At 63.1% G+C, this 16439-nt stretch carries 14 protein-coding genes, 1 tRNA gene and 2 pseudogenes; 3 read left to right on the plus strand and 14 right to left on the minus strand.

Features of this window, described 5'->3' with window-relative positions; translation table 11 throughout:
- Positions 1-20 precede the first annotated feature (20 nt).
- Positions 21-97: transfer RNA gene (locus L1965_RS15195), tRNA-Met, on the plus strand.
- A 186-nt stretch (positions 98-283) separates the two neighbouring features.
- On the opposite strand, the gene L1965_RS15200 is transcribed toward L1965_RS15195, so the two are convergent.
- The 8 genes and pseudogenes from L1965_RS15200 to L1965_RS15235 form a co-directional block, all read right to left on the minus strand.
- Positions 284-2140 (minus strand): GmrSD restriction endonuclease domain-containing protein, encoded by a 1857-nt coding sequence (locus L1965_RS15200; protein WP_235757288.1) that lies wholly within the window; start codon positions 2138-2140, stop codon positions 284-286.
- 119 nt (positions 2141-2259) lie between these two features.
- Positions 2260-2463 (minus strand): hypothetical protein, encoded by a 204-nt coding sequence (locus tag L1965_RS15205; protein ID WP_235757289.1) that lies wholly within the window; start codon positions 2461-2463, stop codon positions 2260-2262.
- Entirely contained in the window at positions 2463-4052 is a 1590-nt protein-coding gene (locus tag L1965_RS15210) for an anti-phage dCTP deaminase (RefSeq protein WP_235757290.1), read from the minus strand. The genes L1965_RS15205 and L1965_RS15210 overlap by 1 nt, the downstream gene beginning before the upstream one ends.
- A gap of 43 nt (positions 4053-4095) precedes the next feature.
- On the minus strand, positions 4096-5823 hold the full coding sequence (locus tag L1965_RS15215) for a DUF2793 domain-containing protein (RefSeq protein ID WP_235757291.1): 1728 nt from the start codon (positions 5821-5823) through the stop codon (positions 4096-4098).
- A 12-nt stretch (positions 5824-5835) separates the two neighbouring features.
- Positions 5836-7671 (minus strand): annotated as a pseudogene (locus L1965_RS15220) (GTA TIM-barrel-like domain-containing protein); the annotation flags it as partial.
- Positions 7666-8477: pseudogene (locus L1965_RS15225) on the minus strand (phage/gene transfer agent baseplate hub protein); the annotation flags it as partial. The pseudogenes L1965_RS15220 and L1965_RS15225, both read right to left, overlap by 6 nt.
- Complete coding sequence (locus L1965_RS15230) at positions 8474-9481, minus strand: phage tail tube protein (protein WP_235757292.1); 1008 nt, start codon at positions 9479-9481, stop codon at positions 8474-8476. The gene L1965_RS15230 and the pseudogene L1965_RS15225, both read right to left, overlap by 4 nt.
- Positions 9482-9505: 24 nt before the next feature.
- Entirely contained in the window at positions 9506-9946 is a 441-nt protein-coding gene (locus tag L1965_RS15235) for an acyl-CoA transferase (protein WP_235757293.1), read from the minus strand.
- A 128-nt stretch (positions 9947-10074) separates the two neighbouring features.
- On the opposite strand from L1965_RS15235, the gene L1965_RS15240 reads away from it, so the two are divergent.
- Positions 10075-10581 (plus strand): DUF6998 domain-containing protein, encoded by a 507-nt coding sequence (locus L1965_RS15240; RefSeq protein ID WP_235757294.1) that lies wholly within the window; start codon positions 10075-10077, stop codon positions 10579-10581.
- On the opposite strand, the gene L1965_RS15245 is transcribed toward L1965_RS15240, so the two are convergent.
- Positions 10578-10979: a type II toxin-antitoxin system VapC family toxin gene (locus L1965_RS15245; protein WP_235757295.1), complete on the minus strand. Its 402-nt coding sequence runs from the start codon at positions 10977-10979 to the stop codon at positions 10578-10580. The genes L1965_RS15240 and L1965_RS15245 overlap by 4 nt on opposite strands.
- A complete protein-coding gene (locus L1965_RS15250; protein WP_235757296.1) occupies positions 10976-11233 on the minus strand; it encodes a type II toxin-antitoxin system Phd/YefM family antitoxin in 258 nt (85 codons plus the stop codon). Before L1965_RS15250 ends, L1965_RS15245 begins: the two co-directional genes overlap by 4 nt.
- A 14-nt stretch (positions 11234-11247) precedes the next feature.
- Between L1965_RS15250 and L1965_RS15255 the strand changes: the two genes are divergently transcribed.
- Positions 11248-11715, plus strand: coding sequence for a plasmid partitioning protein RepB C-terminal domain-containing protein (locus tag L1965_RS15255; RefSeq protein WP_235757318.1), 468 nt, complete (start codon positions 11248-11250; stop codon positions 11713-11715).
- Positions 11716-12440: 725 nt separating this feature from the next.
- On the opposite strand, the gene L1965_RS15260 is transcribed toward L1965_RS15255, so the two are convergent.
- From L1965_RS15260 to L1965_RS15275, 4 genes are read right to left on the minus strand one after another with little or no spacing between them, the layout of a single operon-like run.
- The gene (locus L1965_RS15260; protein ID WP_235757297.1) at positions 12441-13592 is read right to left on the minus strand and encodes an alpha-hydroxy acid oxidase; all 1152 of its coding nucleotides are present in this window, start codon (positions 13590-13592) and stop codon (positions 12441-12443) included.
- Entirely contained in the window at positions 13580-14323 is a 744-nt protein-coding gene (locus tag L1965_RS15265; protein WP_235757298.1) for an SDR family oxidoreductase, read from the minus strand. The genes L1965_RS15260 and L1965_RS15265 overlap by 13 nt, the downstream gene beginning before the upstream one ends.
- Positions 14324-14335: 12 nt before the next feature.
- Positions 14336-15100: an SDR family oxidoreductase gene (locus L1965_RS15270; protein WP_235757299.1), complete on the minus strand. Its 765-nt coding sequence runs from the start codon at positions 15098-15100 to the stop codon at positions 14336-14338.
- 2 nt (positions 15101-15102) lie between these two features.
- Positions 15103-16401 carry a M24 family metallopeptidase gene (locus L1965_RS15275; RefSeq protein ID WP_235757300.1) on the minus strand — a complete coding sequence of 433 codons (1299 nt, stop codon included), beginning with the start codon at positions 16399-16401 and terminating at the stop codon, positions 15103-15105.
- Positions 16402-16439 lie beyond the last annotated feature (38 nt).

A 16439-nucleotide genomic window follows, 5' to 3' on the forward strand; every position in this document is an offset into this window, starting at 1 on the left:
CATGAACGCGATGCAATTGGCGCGGGGTAGAGCAGCCCGGTAGCTCGTCAGGCTCATAACCTGAAGGTCGTAGGTTCAAATCCTACCCCCGCAACCAAAAATTACTAGCTTTATCAATGATATGCGCCCCGCCTCACCGCGGGGCTTTTTGCGTTACCCACGGCGGGTCAACAATAGGTCAACAAACGGACGGATTCCGCGTGCAAGATCAGCGGGATAGTAGGTCAGCAGGATCGAGAACGGGCGAAAACCGCACCGGGCAAAGGTCGACAGGAAAGGCGGCCTATTCGGCCGCCTCAAGCCCCTCAGCCTCGTCATCGATCATGTCCTCAACAGGCTCGTCCGTCGCTACCCCGCGGTAGATCGCCTTCCCTGTCGCGGCCTCGATCAACCCCAGCAGCGCCTCCTGGCGCCGTCCGACGAAGCCTTCGAAATCATCCGCCCGCAGTAGCCGCGGATCGATCATGTGGCTCTCAAGGTGAGTGTCGACGGCTGCATCGGATGCAGCGCCCTGCTTGGGTAAGCGCGCCAGATACGCGGACGGGGCATCGCCGCCGACAATCCGGTTGGTCTTTGAACTCAGAGGGGTCTTGTTGATGATCGTGTCATACCGCTCGCGCGGGATTCCCATCTTCTGGCACCAAGCGCGCGGGAAGATGTGATGGATGTCGACAGCCTCGTCGAAATAGCTGGTCTGGTTGTAGCTTTGCCCGGACAGGAAATCCCGCGCCTGCTTATGCATCAACAGGGCATGAACACCCTTGTAGGCCGCGGACAGACGTGAAGTCATCGTCTTGAGGCGTTCCGGCCGGAAGGCTGAGTCCTTCACCGTTGTCGGCTCCGGCCCGCCATCGATCCAGGCGAGGACATCGGCAAGGTCCTTGGCGAAACGGGTCTCGATCGCCCCGCCATAAAGCTCCCCGAAAACACCGCACCAGTACCACTGAGCAAGCTTTTGGCGCACCGCCTCCTGCGTCCAGCGATCGCCAAGTTCCGTGAGGATGGCTGCCAGCGGCACCAGTTGCGACTGATAGGGGACGTCCTTGAACCAGAAGATGTTCTGACCGAAGAGGAACTTCCCGGCCTTCTTGAACCCCTCCTCCAGCGCGCCCGCATACTGCTTGTAGGCGCCCAGCGGAACGCTGAGCACGGTATCGCGGGTGCAGCTGATCGCCGGGGCATCGCCGGGCAACTGCGCCGCCAGATGATTTAGGCGGCGATCCCGGGTGAACAGAAGTGCCAGCGCCTGAAAGAAATCGGTCGGCTGCAAACGCGTCAGCGGATGTTCCTTGAGGGCGATCGCGTCCTTCAGGGACTTGGCGATCTTGGTCCATTCCTCGCGAAGCAAGAATCCTTCTTCCTCACCCGCATAGATCGCTGTGAGCAGTTCGAACGCGTCGAGCTTCTTGCCGCCCGTGTTCACCTTCTCGAACACAAGGCAGACGGCCTCGCGGCTTGTGCTTTTGCCAAGCTCGATCACTGGCATCTGATACTGGTGGAAGGCAGACAGCACCTCGTTCAGGAATTTGAACCAGAACTGCATCTTGTCTGGGGCGTACTGCCAGTATGCGGCGAACTTGGTCAGCCAGTCGTTCCAATCGAAGATGCGGTTGGTCGGGAACATGCACTGTTCAAACTCGGCCTTTTCGGTCGTCAGATCCCGAACGACCTCCTTACCGAAGTTCCGCGTCTCAATCTTGCTCTCGGCGATTCCTACGAAGGCGTCGATCCGATCAACGCCCTCGTCCAGGGCGCGCGCCATATCGATGTAGTAGAAGCGTTTGATCTTCTGCTTCTTGGTGTTCATCGTCTCGACAACGCTTCGGCGCATCGTCGTCTGATACAGCGATGTCAGCCGCTGCTGCCCATCCAGAAGCAAAGACTCCGGCGCTACATTTGCGCTGCCAGGCGGCGCGCCTTCAATGGGGCGAGGCTTGAACTTCACCTCGCCGCCCGCCTGCAATGTCATTATCGCGCCAACCGGGAAGGAGCGGGAAATCGATGCCAGGAGGCCACGCAGGCCCTCATCATCCCAGACCCAGCCACGCTGGAAATCCGGCAGCTGGATCAGACCATCGCGCGCCCGTTTCAGAAGGTCGTCCAGCGGCTTCTTAGTGCTGTCGAATTCTACCCGTGCCATCAACGCTTCGCCAAGTTTGGATGGCACTGCTTGTCGAATAGTGCGGAAATTGCACCTTGAACCGCCCGTCTAGGGTCGTACATTTTGGCCTGACTTGATCGGGTCACGCTATCTAAACTCTACTTCTTTCGGACGTGAACTGGGAATATTCCATCGCGCCTGACGCGCTCAATTGCTTCTCGCCTAATGCTCAAGGCCTCACGGTTCATAAAGTGCTGAACAGTCGCCGAAGAATTCGCACTCTTGGTCTCGAGTTTGCCTTCGCCAGCGCTGAAGCTAAAGGAAAGCTGTTGCGAATGCAGCTTATCATCCTGCTGTGCCATCACACGCTTCCTTCTTTAATAGCAAGATCAGCCACAACTTTTGTCTCGTATGTTGCTGGACCGTCGAGTGCGATCATCAGCATAGGCAGCACGGAAGTCTTGTCATCAATCCGACGTCGTCCATTCTCTTTGCGTTCAGCAAGAGGGCAGAAAAGTTTGAGGAAGTTCTTTGGGGCAACCCCGTCGAATTGTTGGAAGAACACCTTAGTCTGCGGTGCTGCGTCCTTAACCCGATTGCCATCTTCATCTATATCGTGCGGAACCTCGGTTATCGCGTCCTCATGAAGCTGGGTCGCTAAGCTTTTCAAGTAAGGCTCAATGTAGACCACTCTTTTAATTCCGGCCGCTACTATGTGGCGGGCGCAATTGTGGCACGGATAGGTATTCGTAAACAACGTCGCGCCCACGAGAGAGTGCTTTCCTTCGCGCGCAACAGAGACAATTGCCTCCATTTCTGCATGAATGGAACGAGAAAACTCAATCAAATCCTTAATGCGAGTTCCACCGATGGCGTTTCTTACATCTTCTGGGCCCGTACCTTTCTTCAGAAGACCAGCGCCAACAATTTTCTGCACAACGTCGGTGATGATCTCCATCCTGCGCATCTCGTTATGGCACTCACCATCAGCCCAGTTGTAGCACCGATTGTCCTGAGTGCTGGAGTAGCGATCGTCTTCATTGTAAAGACCTCCGCCGAACTTTGGCACGTCGTTCCACCCGACCCCAATGAACTCACCCGCAGACGAAACAATTGCCGCGCCAACCTGGCGAGACATACATGCGGAATTGGCAGCAACAGAGCTTGCTTTATACATTGCGGCTTCTTCGCGGGTTGGAGTATGAACCCCAACATCAAAAACCAACTCAACGAAGCGTTCGATCTTCTCGTTAAGCCGGTATAGATCAGCGTCATTGCAGATGAAGAAGTCAGAGCTTGTAAAAACTTTACGTGTCTTTTGGCCAAAAGAAGCTTCTTCGCCTTGATCCCTCTTGAGAATCTCAACAAAGGTTTGCTTCTTTCCCTCCTTAATTTTGAGTCGCTTGTTCCTGATGGCATCTGGTGCAAACACGCCAATAAGAATAAGTGAGTCGCCATAAACGCCTCGAAGGAGTTCGGCTTCGTCGATATTCTTGATCGAATCAATGATATATGCGATTCGCGTGGGAACAATTATCCCATCGCTATATCCACCAGCTCTCTTTCGCTCAGTATGTATCGCCTCAATCGCCTTTTCGATCAGGTAAGTTGTGCCATACTCCTCGCGCAAATCATTGCCAGCATCTTGCATAGCGGCAATGTAGTTGTCTAAACCAGTTTCCCGCGAAGGCAGGGGCTTGCCCTTTTTCTTTAGGCCCTCGCGGATGAAGTCTGAAATTGTAATGATCTTCGGGGCGAGATACAGGTACTCGTTTTTCAGGAGTTTGTGGAGTTCGTTTGCTACAGTAGTGCAGCCGGAACCAAGTGGACCAACGAGTGCGAACACCAGTTCTTGCGAGCGACGGTCCTTCAGGTCATTGGCGAGCGGGGCTTGCGCTGCTGCTTCATCGTGAACATTCTGAGAAGCCGCTTTCAATGCAAGCTGATTCATTTTGACCGTTTTTGTTTACTTCCGCCCCTGCTGCTTCACGATGTCATAGGCTGCGGTCGGTTTCAATCACCGCCGCTAACGGTTTGAACCTTTTGTGTCCCCGTGGTGACTCGTCTCCCTCACTACATACCCCGCCGCAAAGTTCACCGCCCCCTGCGCCAGCGCGAGCCCGCCTGCGACAAGGGACGCCCCAACCTCGCCACCGCAGGCTTCCGACAATCGCCTCCACCAGCGCGGAAAGGACCGTCGTCGTGGCCAGGGCGGCAACCGAGGCCAAGAGGCCGAAGAAACCGATCCCTGTCGGCTGCAAGGTGGTCAGGCTGATCCGCGTGATCAGGGTGAAACCACCAAGCCCGGCCGCGTTGCCGCGCCAGCATGCCGTGAGGGCCGATCGTTGGTCGGCCACCGAATTCGCCGTTGCCGCGGACGTCGCGCGCCACCGCCGCGAACTGGTCAGAAGGGAGGCCGCAGACAGGGCGGGGTGGCTGATGGTGCCGACACTGGTCAGCGGGATGCCCTGCGCAACGATCGTGGTGCTGCTTGACGGGGCCCAAGTGCCGACGCGGTTCAGGCCGGTATGCGGTTGCAGCGGAAAATCCCGCCCCGTTGGCCGAACGACTTCCAGCCAAGGCGCACCTGCCCGCTGGCGACCGTAGAGGGCCAGCTTTCCGGGGGGCGGCGCGGCGGGCATCGCCGAGTGGCCGGGCAGGATCAGGGGTTCGGGGAACTCGGCCCGACCTGTGACGCGATCGATCACGAAGGCGTCGAAGAAGGTGGAGCCGTTCGGCGAAACCTTCAGCGTCACGTCGTCGGACCCAAGTAGCCCAAACAGCGCCCGCGCCGAAAACCCCGTCTTAAAGGCAAGGCTGGCATCATTTCCGGCCGCAGCCTTGTTGATCGTGGCCTCATGCGACCCGCCCGCATTGTTCAGGAGCGTGGCGGCGGCATTGACGCTGAGCCGGTTCGAAGCATCGGGCGAGGCGCCACCCAGGCCCAGGCCCAGCGCGGTCACGTTCGCGGCCGCCGCACCGATCGCGGTGACGCTGGCCGCAAAGGTCACCGTGGGTGTGTTGATGATCGTGCTTCCCAGCGCCCCGGCAGTGGTCGAGCCGAGATTGATCACCGTCGTCGACCCGGCCGCGCCGCCAGTGCCCAGGTTCAAGGTCTTGGTGATCCCGGTCGTCGTGCCGCCGGTGCCGATGCCATAAGTGGCGGTCGTCATCGCCGTGCCGATCGTGACCGCCGCATTCGAAAACGTCGTCGCCCCCGCGAAGGTCTGCGCCGCGTTGCCAAGATGCGCCAAAGTGGCCGAGAGGTTCGGCAGGGTGAAAACGCGTGTGGTGCCTGCCGAGAGGCCGGACAGATCGAAGGCCGCCAGCTTGGTCGGATCGGCATCGTCGGCCAGGCGGAAGAGGTTGTCGGGGAAGGGAAGCGACGCCTGCCTAACCCAGACACCGCCTAGAAAGATCAGGGAAGCATCCGTCGCGCGATCCCAGACCGACCAGCCCTCGGCCGGGGGATAGAAGGCCCAGGCCCCGTCCTGCCAGGCGGCGATCGCAAAGGCCTGACCCGCCCAGGCGCCCGTGGGCGCGGCGCCTATTACATAGCGGGCGCCATCGACCGGTGATCCTGGCGGGGTGTTGAGACCAGTGCTTTCCACAGCGGGCTGCACGAGGGCATCGAGGGCACGGAAGGCCTCGTTGACGGTGATGTGCTTCTGCGCCTGGTTCGCCTCGAGGAAGCTGAGGCGCAGGTTTGGTGTGTCGGCCATGGAGCCTCCGGATCAAAGGGTGACGTCGAGGATCGCGCCGCGGCCCAGCGCGCCGGTTTGCGCGATGCTGAGGGCGAGGGGCGCGGAAACCGGGGCGCCGAAGTCGGCCACCTGCATAGCGGCCGTGTAGGTGAAAGCGGGCGACGTAAGGCCGGACACCGTTCGCACCATCACCGCCCCGTTGAGGATGTCGATCTCGTAGCCCTCGGCCGCTTCGCCCAGCGGCACCTCGGTCAGGGCCCAGTTGTCGCCCGCAAAGGCGCGGGTGCGGCGAGTCCAGCTGAGGACGATATCGCCGCCGGGCAGGTTGACCCGCCGGGCGTGACAGGGCTGCCAAGGACGCAAGCCGCGAGCCGAGGGCGCGAAACTGACGGCGAGGTTTGCGGGATCGCCCGCAGGTTTGCTCGACGCCCCGATCCGCCAGTTCCAGGGTGCGCCATAATCCGCGCTGCCGATCGGCAGCGGTTTGACCCCGCCATCCAGCACAACGACTCGTGCCCCGGCCGTGGCGGGGTTGTCGAGGGTGATCGTGGCCACGGGCCGTTGCCCCCGCATCTGAAACCGGATTTTGCCCTCGGCCTCGAAGGCGTCGAACCCGAAGAGGCGTGCGAGGGTCTCGATCGAAGCGCGCGGGCTTTCGATCGCATTGACTGCAAAGCCCGGCAGGGACCCGGCGAGATCGGTGACGTCTAGGTCAGATGCGGCGAGCCCAGCGCGGGCGCAAAGTTCGGCGACGAGTTCGGCAAGGCCGGTTGCCCCGGCGCGCCCCGTGAGCCAATGCCCGAGGCGCCAGTTCTCGGCATCGGACCAGACATCGCTGCGGGCCGGGAAGGCCGGGAAGGGGCGGGCGTCCCATGTCCAAAGGGCAATCTCGGCGGTCTCGATCATCCGGCCGGAATAGAGGGACGCCGAGGGATTGTTGGCGGGGTTGGCCCAATAGCCGATCAGGGCTCCGGCATAGCGGCGCTGGATGAACTCGTCGGGCCAGCCGCGTGAAAAATGTGGCAGCAGGGATTCCGAGGATTTGGGATCGACAAAGACATTCGGCTGGTTGGTGCCGCGGTCGACGCAAGGCGCGCCTGCTTCGGTGAACCGGATCGGTTTTGACCCCGGCACCCAGGCGGTCGGCCCGCCGCTTTCAACGCCGCCCGGGCGATTGAAATGCGGCTGGCCCCACCAGTTCCGCAGGTCTTTCGGGCGGAAGACCCAAGGCTTTCCGGCACCATCGGTGATCGCCGTCCGCGTCTGAGAAATCCTGTCGGCCGAGGAGGCATAGAACCAGTCGTAGCCTTCGCCGCCTTCGATGTTGGCTTGCAGATAGGCAGTCTGGTGCGGCCCGTGCCATCCGGCCAGGGCGTCGAGGTGATCATCGCCGTCGCGCCAGTCCGAGAGCGGCAAGTAGTTGTCGATCGCCACGAAATCGATGTTGGGCGAGGCCCAGAGCGGATCGAGGTGGAAGAACACGTCGCCCGAACCGTCGGCAGGTTGGTGGCCGAAGTATTCCGACCAATCGGCGGCGTAGCTGACCTTGGTGGCAGGCCCGAGGATGGTGCTGACATCGGCGGCCAGTTGCACGAAGGCGATGACAGCCGGATAGGTCGACGCCCCCGAGCGGATGTGCGTCAGCCCACGCATCTCGGTGCCGATCAAGAAGGCATCGACGCCCCCGGCGGCCGCGCAGAGGTGGGCGTAATGCAGGATCATCCGGCGCAGGCCCCAGTCGCTGGGGCTGCCTGTGAAGCTGACCGTCGTGCTCGATACCGCGAACTGCCCCGGCGCTGCGGTGCCAAAGAAGGATGCAACCTGCGTTCCTGCTGCGGCCGTCTTGTCGACCGTGCCCGCAAAGCCCCGGAAGTTCAGCGCATTGCCAAAGCGGTCGCGGCAGGTGGCGTGGCGCTTGTCGCAGCCTGCCGTGATCGCGAAGGCGTCGCCCGGCACAATCGGGCGCACCGAAGCTTCCATCTGCGTGATCGTTGCCGTGCCGCTGGCGAGTGTGTGGCTTGCCACCTCCGCCCGGCGCCGGTATTGGCGCCTGTGGCCCATTCCACCACCCCGAAATCGAACCACCCCGAGGCAAAGGCGCCGAGACCAGTTGCGACAGTAAACCGTCGGTCGCCGACCGTGGCCGTCACCGACCCCGTGCCGCGATACAGGGCGCTCGTCAGGTTCACCCCACAGCGCGCATCGCCCAGCGTCGCGTCGCAGAAATACTGGAACGTCCGACCCACTGGCTGGTTCAGAAGATGCGCCAGCGCCCGCACTTCCGCCGTGAAGGCATGACGGCCCCGCCTGATCTCGCCGATGCTGCCGCGACGCATGAGCACGCGCTGGCTGACAGCTTGCCAGTTCACCAGCCATACTTCGACCGCGGCATTGTCCCAGAGGCCGTCGGCGATATCGGTCTCTGTGATCCGGTCAGACCGCAGCGCGCCTTGGACGTCCTGAGCGTCAACCGACAGATCGCCGAGGCTTCTGATCTCGCTGGCGGCAAAGCCGGTCTCGGGTTCGAAACTGGTGCCCGCGAAGGCCAGCACCCGATCATGATCGGTGAAGCCGAAGACGGCGCCGTCCCGGCGTTTTAAGCGCCAGCACCACGCAAGGGTGGTGGTTCCTTCATCCAGATGCGCCTGGAAACCTGCGGGCAGGGTCTTCATGGGGTGCGGTCCTGTTGTTCGAGGCGGCCGACGGCGGCGCCGATGCGGGCGATGTTCTCGTCGAGGCGGATCATCCGCTCTTCGATCACGGCGATCGCGCGAAGCGCTTCGGCCACGTCGCGGATTTGCTCAGGGCGGATCATGGCCAGATCGTCGAGTTGCCGCTCACCCCGTTCAGCGAAACCGTCACCGTAAGCGGCGTGCACCGTGAAGGTGAGGGACGCGTTCGCTCCGAGGCTCCACGCGAAAACCAGTTCGCAAGGGTCACCAGCGATCGCCTGATTCACCAGCGTCAGATCGGCAAAGCGCGCCTCGATCGATCCGGTGAGGGCCGCCATCGACGGGTCGAGCCCTTCGAGAAGGCCGTCGTTGCGAATGGTCTCGATCCGGTCGAGGTTGTTGGCATAGGACACCTGCGCCGAGACGATGTTTCCCAGCGCCGCGCCATTCCGCGTGATCGACCCCTGAAAATTGCCGAAACGCTGCAAGGGCAGGGTGGCATCGGTCAGCACACCGGCGGCCGTCGTGGCCGCAACCGTCTCGCCGCGGCCGATCAGACCAACCGTCGCCGTCAACAGCCCCGAACGCTGCGATTGCCATTGGATGCGATCGGCGACGAGACCGGAATACATCGCGAACCGTGGCACATCGGGCATCTGCGTCTCGATCGCCATGCTGGGCAGCGTGAAGCCGCCCGACTGGAAGGTGTGCGTCCGCGGCGTGGTGCCAGTGGTCGCGGGCTGGCCGAAGATCGCCTTCAGCCAGAAGCCGAGGTTCTCGGCATCCATCGGAATGACGACATCGCCGTCAACGTTCACCGCATCGCGGATCGGCGCCTGTGGATCGCGGCCGTAGCCCAGAAGTTCCGGCGAGAGGAGGCCCTGTTCTGAGCCAAGCGTCGTTGTGGCAAAGGGCATCCGGCGATAGCCGCTGGCGGGCGGCGTGCCGTAAACGGATTCGAAGGCGAACGCGACTTGCGTCCGCGCGCCGGGCTGGCGGGCCATGGGTCAGTCCTTTCGGGGGTGGGGTCAGAGAAGCGGGTCGGTCGTGGCGTAGGCGATGACCACCGGGATCACCGCGGCCTTCAGACCCTCGTTGCCGTCGATTGCCAGCAGCACCGGTTCCGGCGCTTCAGGCGTGATGTAGTCGCAAAGGCCACCCAGCGTCCGGTCGGTCGCAAGCGCCGTGCCGATCGCGAGGCGGAGGGCGTCGAAGGCCACATCCCGGGCGGCCGGGGTTCCATCAACCACCACTTCGATCTCGGCCCGATGTTCGTAGTAGTAGCCTGGCGGCGAGAGCCACACCTCCGGCGGCCCCGGATCGCCATCGCGCAGGATCACCACCCCGGCGGCAGGCACCTTCTCGGGCAGGATCGCATTGCGCATCACCTTGGCCCCTGGCGGCATCGCGCCGGACAACAGGGTATAGAGCGACGCGAGCAGGCGCTCGGCCGTGGATTGGGTGGGCATGGGTTGGGGTCCGATCGGTCTCTTGGGCCAGAGGGCCTTGCGCGTGGCCTTTTCTTGTCGCTTGGACAACTCAGCGCTTGGCGGCTAGGTTCGCACGAGATGGTTCAACTGCTTGTATGGGATAGCGAATGCACGTTTTCGATCTGCCTCCGGCCATTGCCGACTTGGTTGCCGCCCGAAACCGTGTCCGCGACTACTACAAGGACCTGCTCGCCCGCGGCGGCCACGAGGTCAGTCTCGAGTACACGCTGGACGGGAACCTTGTGGGCGATATCGGAGAGGCGCTGGCGGTCGAACTTTTCGGGATCAAGCTGGTGAGCAACAAGTCTCACCCTGGCATTGATGGTCGTAGCCCTTGCGGAAAGACGGTGCAGGTCAAAGCGACCGGCCGCGGTTTGGGGCCAGCATTTCGCCCAGTGGAAACCCGGGCAGATCATCTCCTGTTTTTCGATCTCGATTTCGACCGCTGCAAGGGCACCGTTTTCTACAACGGGCCCGAGCATCCGGTGATCGCGACGTTGCCTGCATCGTGGGTCGGCCAGCGCCTCGTTTCCAGATCCCGGCTTCTTGCGTTGAACCAGGCGCTCAGCGACGGTGACCGATTGCCGGTGATTGGGCTTCAGTTGCCAGATTAGGGTTCGTCGCGGCGCGGTGAGGCAAGCCTCACATCGGTCTTGCCGAAATCGTCCCCGACGAAAAGAAGGGGGCAGTTTCGTTCCGCCGCCAGTCCATAGGCAAAGCAATCACCAAAGTTCAACGCGGCCGGATGGATGCCTTTTCCCCAAGTCCGATAGGCGGCCGCTACGGCATCGGCCCCTGACTGTGTCACCGTGACAACTTCAATTCCCAGCCCTTCGACCAGCTGCTGCATTTCGGCGCCCACCGAGCGACGATCGGCGACGATCATCGCTTCAGCGAGCGTTCCCGCCGAAATGCAGAGGGCTTCCGCTTCATTGAGGACCTGCATCACGATGTCTGCGTCGGGCTCGCCCAGAAGGATTGCCATCAAGGCAGATGTATCAACGACGATCACTTCGGCAGGCCATCGTCATCATAGAGGAAGTCCTGGCTGCGGGCGGCACTCGCCCCAGCCGTGATCTTTGCCATGGCGCTGCGCTGTGCAGCTTCCATGACCGCGCGGCGGCGATCGCGTGTCACCGCTGGGACGACGGGAACCAGCCTGACAGCAGCTTTACCATGTCGTGTCAGCACAACTTCATCTCCCGCCTCGGCACGGCGCACGAGTTCGGTCAGATGGCCCTTGGCCTCGGTGATGGATATCTGCATGGCGGCCTCCCGTGATGGGCATAATATGGACTATCATATGGTCCAAATCAAGCCGTCACGCCTTCCAGGCCCCCAAGATCGCCCCCGGGAGCCGCGCCGTCGCTTCTCGTGCCAACCCATCAAGGTCCAGCTTCTTCGGCATCTTCACCTGCCTGATCCTCGCAGCATCTGACGCCACAGACTTGGTTGACCCAGCTACAAAGAAGCCACCTGCAGGCGTGACACGCGAACAAGCCGAGCGAATGAAGGCCGAGATGGCCAACCTGCAAAAGAACATAAAGCTGATCGAAGGCACCCTTGGACCCGATCACCTTCGGCTGGTGGTGGCCGGTCGCTATGTCGAGCGGCTTTTGCAGAATGACCGTCTCGCCCGCTACCTCGACAAGAACCACGGTGAAATCCTCGGCGAGTTTCGACAGATCGTCGCGGGCCTCGCGCAGCCAGTTTGCTCGACGGAGGCGGGAAGCAACAAAGGCGCGTAGTTCGCAGGTCAGCGTGCTGTCGACGACGGGGACCCGGACCCGAAAGCGCGGGATCCCCCGGGAGACGCCGGCCCGAATGCGTGAAATGGGGCCGGATCGAATGCGGCGGTGGGGATGGCGGCGAACCCGCTCGGAGCCCGCCAGGCTGGTTTGAGGTTTCACCAGCCCAATGGTCGGTGTCCGGCCATCGAAGCAGGCGGGCGCATGTGCCGCCGAAGGTGAATGCGCCCGCTTATCACCGCGAGGCCCTGAATTCCCCACTGAACAGGGATCCGCATATTCGGAGTCGTCCGGAGCCTGCAGTAGCGCTGCCGCCCGCCCGGCCTTCACCGGCACACCCACGCCTGATCGCGCAGCACGGCATGGTCGCCCAGCATCCGGACCCTGATGGCGCCTTCCGGCACCGCCTCCACCTCGTCGGCTGCGCGGGCCTGGTCGGCGGGGGTATGGCCAACCACGGGCGGGCAGGGCGCGCGGGTCTCGGAACCGGCCCCCCGCGCGGGGGCAAGAGCCGAAGCCGAGGAACCGGCCCGCCCGCCCCGCCGCCTGAAAGGCCATGGGATCGTGGTTCAGGGATCGCCAGAGGCGCGCGGTGACGATGTTGTCCAGCGATCGGGCTTTCTCAGGCAACCTGTTCGGCCAGCGATCTGCTCACCGTGGCTCTGCCTCCCCCGGCTTTCTGTCTGGTCTTCGCATCTTGAAGGTCGCGATGAGCCGGAAACGATTCATGCCAGGCTTGAAAGCTCCGACGGGCCGACCTTCGCATAGGACGCCACGCCAAGCTGACCCAACGCCCGCACCAGTTCCAGTTCCAGGATCTCGAGGGCGCGGCGCGCGCCGGCGGCTCCTCCGGCGCCCACGCCGAACGCCAGGGCCCGCCCAGACAACGCGAAATCCGCGCCATGCGCCTTGGCGCGCAGCACATCTGCCCCACGCCTGATGCCGCTGTCGAGAATGATCGCAATCCGACCCTCGAGCGCCGCGGCGATGCGCGGCAGGGCCTCGATCGTCGATGGCCCGAAGGCGACCTGGCGGCCACCATGGTTCGATACGACGATGCCGTCACAGCCGATATCGGCGCATTGGACCGCGTCTTCCGGGTGCAGGATTCCCTTGACCAGAAGCGTGCCCTGCCAGCGGTCGCGCAGCCGCCTTAGACTGTCCCAGGTGAAACCGGGCGTGATCAGCGTCTTCTGGACTTCGGCATAGGACGTGGCGCTTTGCAGAAGGTCGGCATAGTTGGCGATGTTGGGCTTGCCGTGACGCAGGGTCGCGAGCGACCAGCGCGGATGCGCGATCAGGCCTGCCACGACCTCGGGCGTGATCCGGAACGGGACGGCCAGCTGGTTGCGGATGTCGCGATCGCGCTTGCCGGCGGCGGGCACGTCGGCCGTGACCATCATCACCCTGTAATCCGCGGCCTCGGCGCGCGCGATCAGGCTTTCCGTGACCGCGGTATCGCTGGACACGTAAAGCTGGAACCAGCCGTTCCCGTCCGCGGCCTCGGCCAGCGTCTCGAGCGTCGTCGAGGCTGCGGAACTGGCGACGTAAGGAATGTTCCGGCGCTTGCAGAGTCGCGCAAGCGTCAGGTCGGCATCGGGCCAGAATGCGTTCAGCATCCCGATCGGCGCCATGCCGAAGGGCATGTCGAAGCTCTGCCCGAACAACGCCGCGCGCGTGTCGATGGTCGAGACATCGACCATATAGCGCGGGGTCAGCTGGATCTCTTCGAACGCCTCGAGATTGCGCCTGAGATTGCGTTCGGATTCCGCCCCGCCATCGACCAGATCGAACGCGAAGCGCGGGATGCGGCGGCGCGCCATCCGCCGCAGATCGTCTATCGAGGCCGCCCGGTCCAGTCGCATCAGATCGACCACCCGCCGTCGATGGCAAAGGCCTGGCCGGTCGTGAAGGCGGACAGGTCGCCCGCGAGATAGCAGACCATCTCGGCGATTTCCTCGGGCTTGCCCAGGCGGCCCATCGGCTGGCGCTGGGTGAAGGCCGCGTGCGCCTTGTCGAAATCGCCGGTGGCGGCCAGCCTTTCGCGCAGCGATGGGCTTTCGACGGTGCCCGGGCAGATCGCGTTGCAGCGGATTCCGTCCTTGACGAAGTCGGCGGCGATGGACTTGGTCATGCCGATGATCGCGGCCTTCGATGCGCCATAGGCAAAGCGGCGCGGCGCGCCCTTCTGGCTTGAGACGATCGAGGCGATGTTGATGATCGAGCCCGATCCCCGCTCAAGCATACCGGGCAACACCGCCCTGGTCACCCTGAACATGGCCTTGGCATTGAGGTCGAAGGATCGGTCCCAGGCGGTCTCGTCACAATCGAGGATCGTGCCGTCATGGACCCATCCGGCGCAGTTCACGAGGATGTCCAGTTTCGGCGTTGCGGCCACCAGCGCATCGACCGCGTCCTTGTCCAGCACATCCAGCCGGTGCGCCGTGATCCGTTCTGCCCCGGCAGCGACCTGTTCGACCGCGGCTCCGTCGATGTCTGTCGCGATGACGCGTGCGCCACGCCGCGCCAGCGCCTCGGCCGATGCCCGGCCGATGCCGTTCGCGGCGGCGGTGACAAGCGCGGTTTTTCCGGTAAGGGGGTGTTCCATGTGTTTTCTCTTTCAGCGGGCCAGCCAGCCGCCGTCCACGGTCACGACACTGCCGTGACAATAGGCGGCAGCGTCGGAGGCCAGGAAGACGGCGGCGCCGGCGATTTCGGAAGGTTCCGCGAAGCGACCGGCGGGGATGCGCTCCAGCAGCGCGCTGGATCGGTCCGGATCGTCGCGGAGCGCCTGGGTGTTGTCGGTCGCTGTATAGCCGGGCGCGATGGCGTTCACGTTCACCCCGTGCGCCGCCCATTCGTTGCACAGCGCGCGGGTCAGGCCGATAACGGCATGCTTGCTGGCAGCATAGGCGGGCACACGCAAGCCGCCCTGGCTGCCGAGGACGGAGGACACGATGATGATCTTTCCCGCGCCCTGCGCCACCATCCGCCGTCCGGCCGCCTGTGACAGCAGCCAGACCGAGTCGAGGTTCACCGACAGCACCCGCCGCCAGTCGGCCAGTGGCATCTCAGCCGAATCCTCGCGGTGGATGATGCCGGCGTTGTTCACAAGAATATCGAGCCCGCCCAGCGCTTGCGAGGCGAAGTCGATCACCTCGTTCGCGCCGGCCTCGTCCATTCCGGCGAAATCGGCGGCAACGGCGGCGGCCTTGCGACCCGCGCCCCTGATCCTGGCAAGCGTGTCCTGGGGCTGATGGCTGCGATAGGTCAGCGCGACATCGGCACCGGCTTCGGCGAGGGCAATTGCGATGCCCTCACCGATGCCCGTCGCCCCGCCGGTAACCAGAGCCTTGCGGCCGGTCAGGTCGAACGAATTGGCCATGGTCAGTACCGGTTCGCGATGGGCAGGTCTTCGGCCGGGAAGAGCGAGATGACCTCGCAGCCCTTTTCGGTGACGACGACCTCTTCCTCGATCCGCGCAGCCGAGTAGCCATCGGCAGCGGGGCAATAGGTTTCCAGAGCGAAGACCATGCCGGTCTGGATCTCCATCGGATGATCGAGGCTGACCGCGCGGCTGATGATCGGCCGTTCGTGCAGGGCCAGGCCGAGGCCGTGACCGAATTGCAGGCCGAAGGCGGAATCCTCGTCGGGGAAGCCGAACTCCTCGGCTTTCGGCCAGAGCTTGGCGACCTGATCCGTGCTCACGCCCGGCCTGATCGCCTGGATCGAGGCGTCGATCCATTCGCGGGCCTTCACATAGGCATCGTTCTGCGCCGGGGTTGCGCGGCCGATGTTGAAGGTCCGGTAGTAGCAGGTGCGATAGCCCTGGTAGGACTGGAGGATGTCGAAGAACGCCTGGTCTCCGGGACGGAAATAGCGGTCGGTGAAGTTGTGCGGATGAGGATTGCAGCGCTCGCCCGAAATGGCGTTGATCGCTTCCACGTCGTCGCTGCCCATCTCGTAGAGCATCTTGTTGGACAGGGCGACGATATCGTTCTCGCGGATGCCCGGCTTAAGCTCTTCGTAGATCATGTGATAGACGCCATCGACCATGCTGGCCGCCTGGGTCAGAAGCTGGATCTCGTCCCAGTTCTTGATCTCGCGCGCCGCCAGCATGATCTGCTGGCCATCGACGACATTCAGACCCTCTTCCTGCAAGGCGTGGAACATGGCCGTTTCGGCATAGTCGACGCCCACTGGCATGTCGGCCATCCCGGCATCGCGGATGAGACCCGCGATCTGCCTGGCGTATTTCTTCATCAGGCCGAATTCGGGCGGGATCGTGCCGCGCATGCCCACGACGCCGGCCAGGCAGTGGTCGGGCTCGAGCCAGTCGGAATGCCGCTTGTGGTGCATCGCGGCCGAGCCGAAATCCCAGACATAGGGGCTGTCGTCGCCGGTCAGCAGGCAGAACCGACACATCTTGTCGCGTTCCCACTCGCCGATCTTGGTGGCGCTGACATAGCGGATGTTGTTGACGTCAAAGAGCAGCAGCGTGCCCGCATTCGAGTTCTGAAGGGCCTGCCGGGTCCGCGCCAGGCGGTAGCGACGCAGGCGGTCGTGATCGATGCGGCGTTCGAAATCGACAGAGGTGTGGCCCCAGGCGGGCAGGCGTTCGCGCCATTCCCAGTTGGGTTCGAGGTCCTGGGGTGTAAGCAGGTTCGGCAAGAGTGCGCGTGACATGAAGATCTCCTTCGGGTCGCCGGGCGGCCCGTTGACAA

Origin of the sequence: Paracoccus salsus (genome assembly GCF_021556615.1) — a bacterium.
In the GTDB taxonomy this organism is placed as follows: domain Bacteria; phylum Pseudomonadota; class Alphaproteobacteria; order Rhodobacterales; family Rhodobacteraceae; genus Paracoccus; species Paracoccus salsus.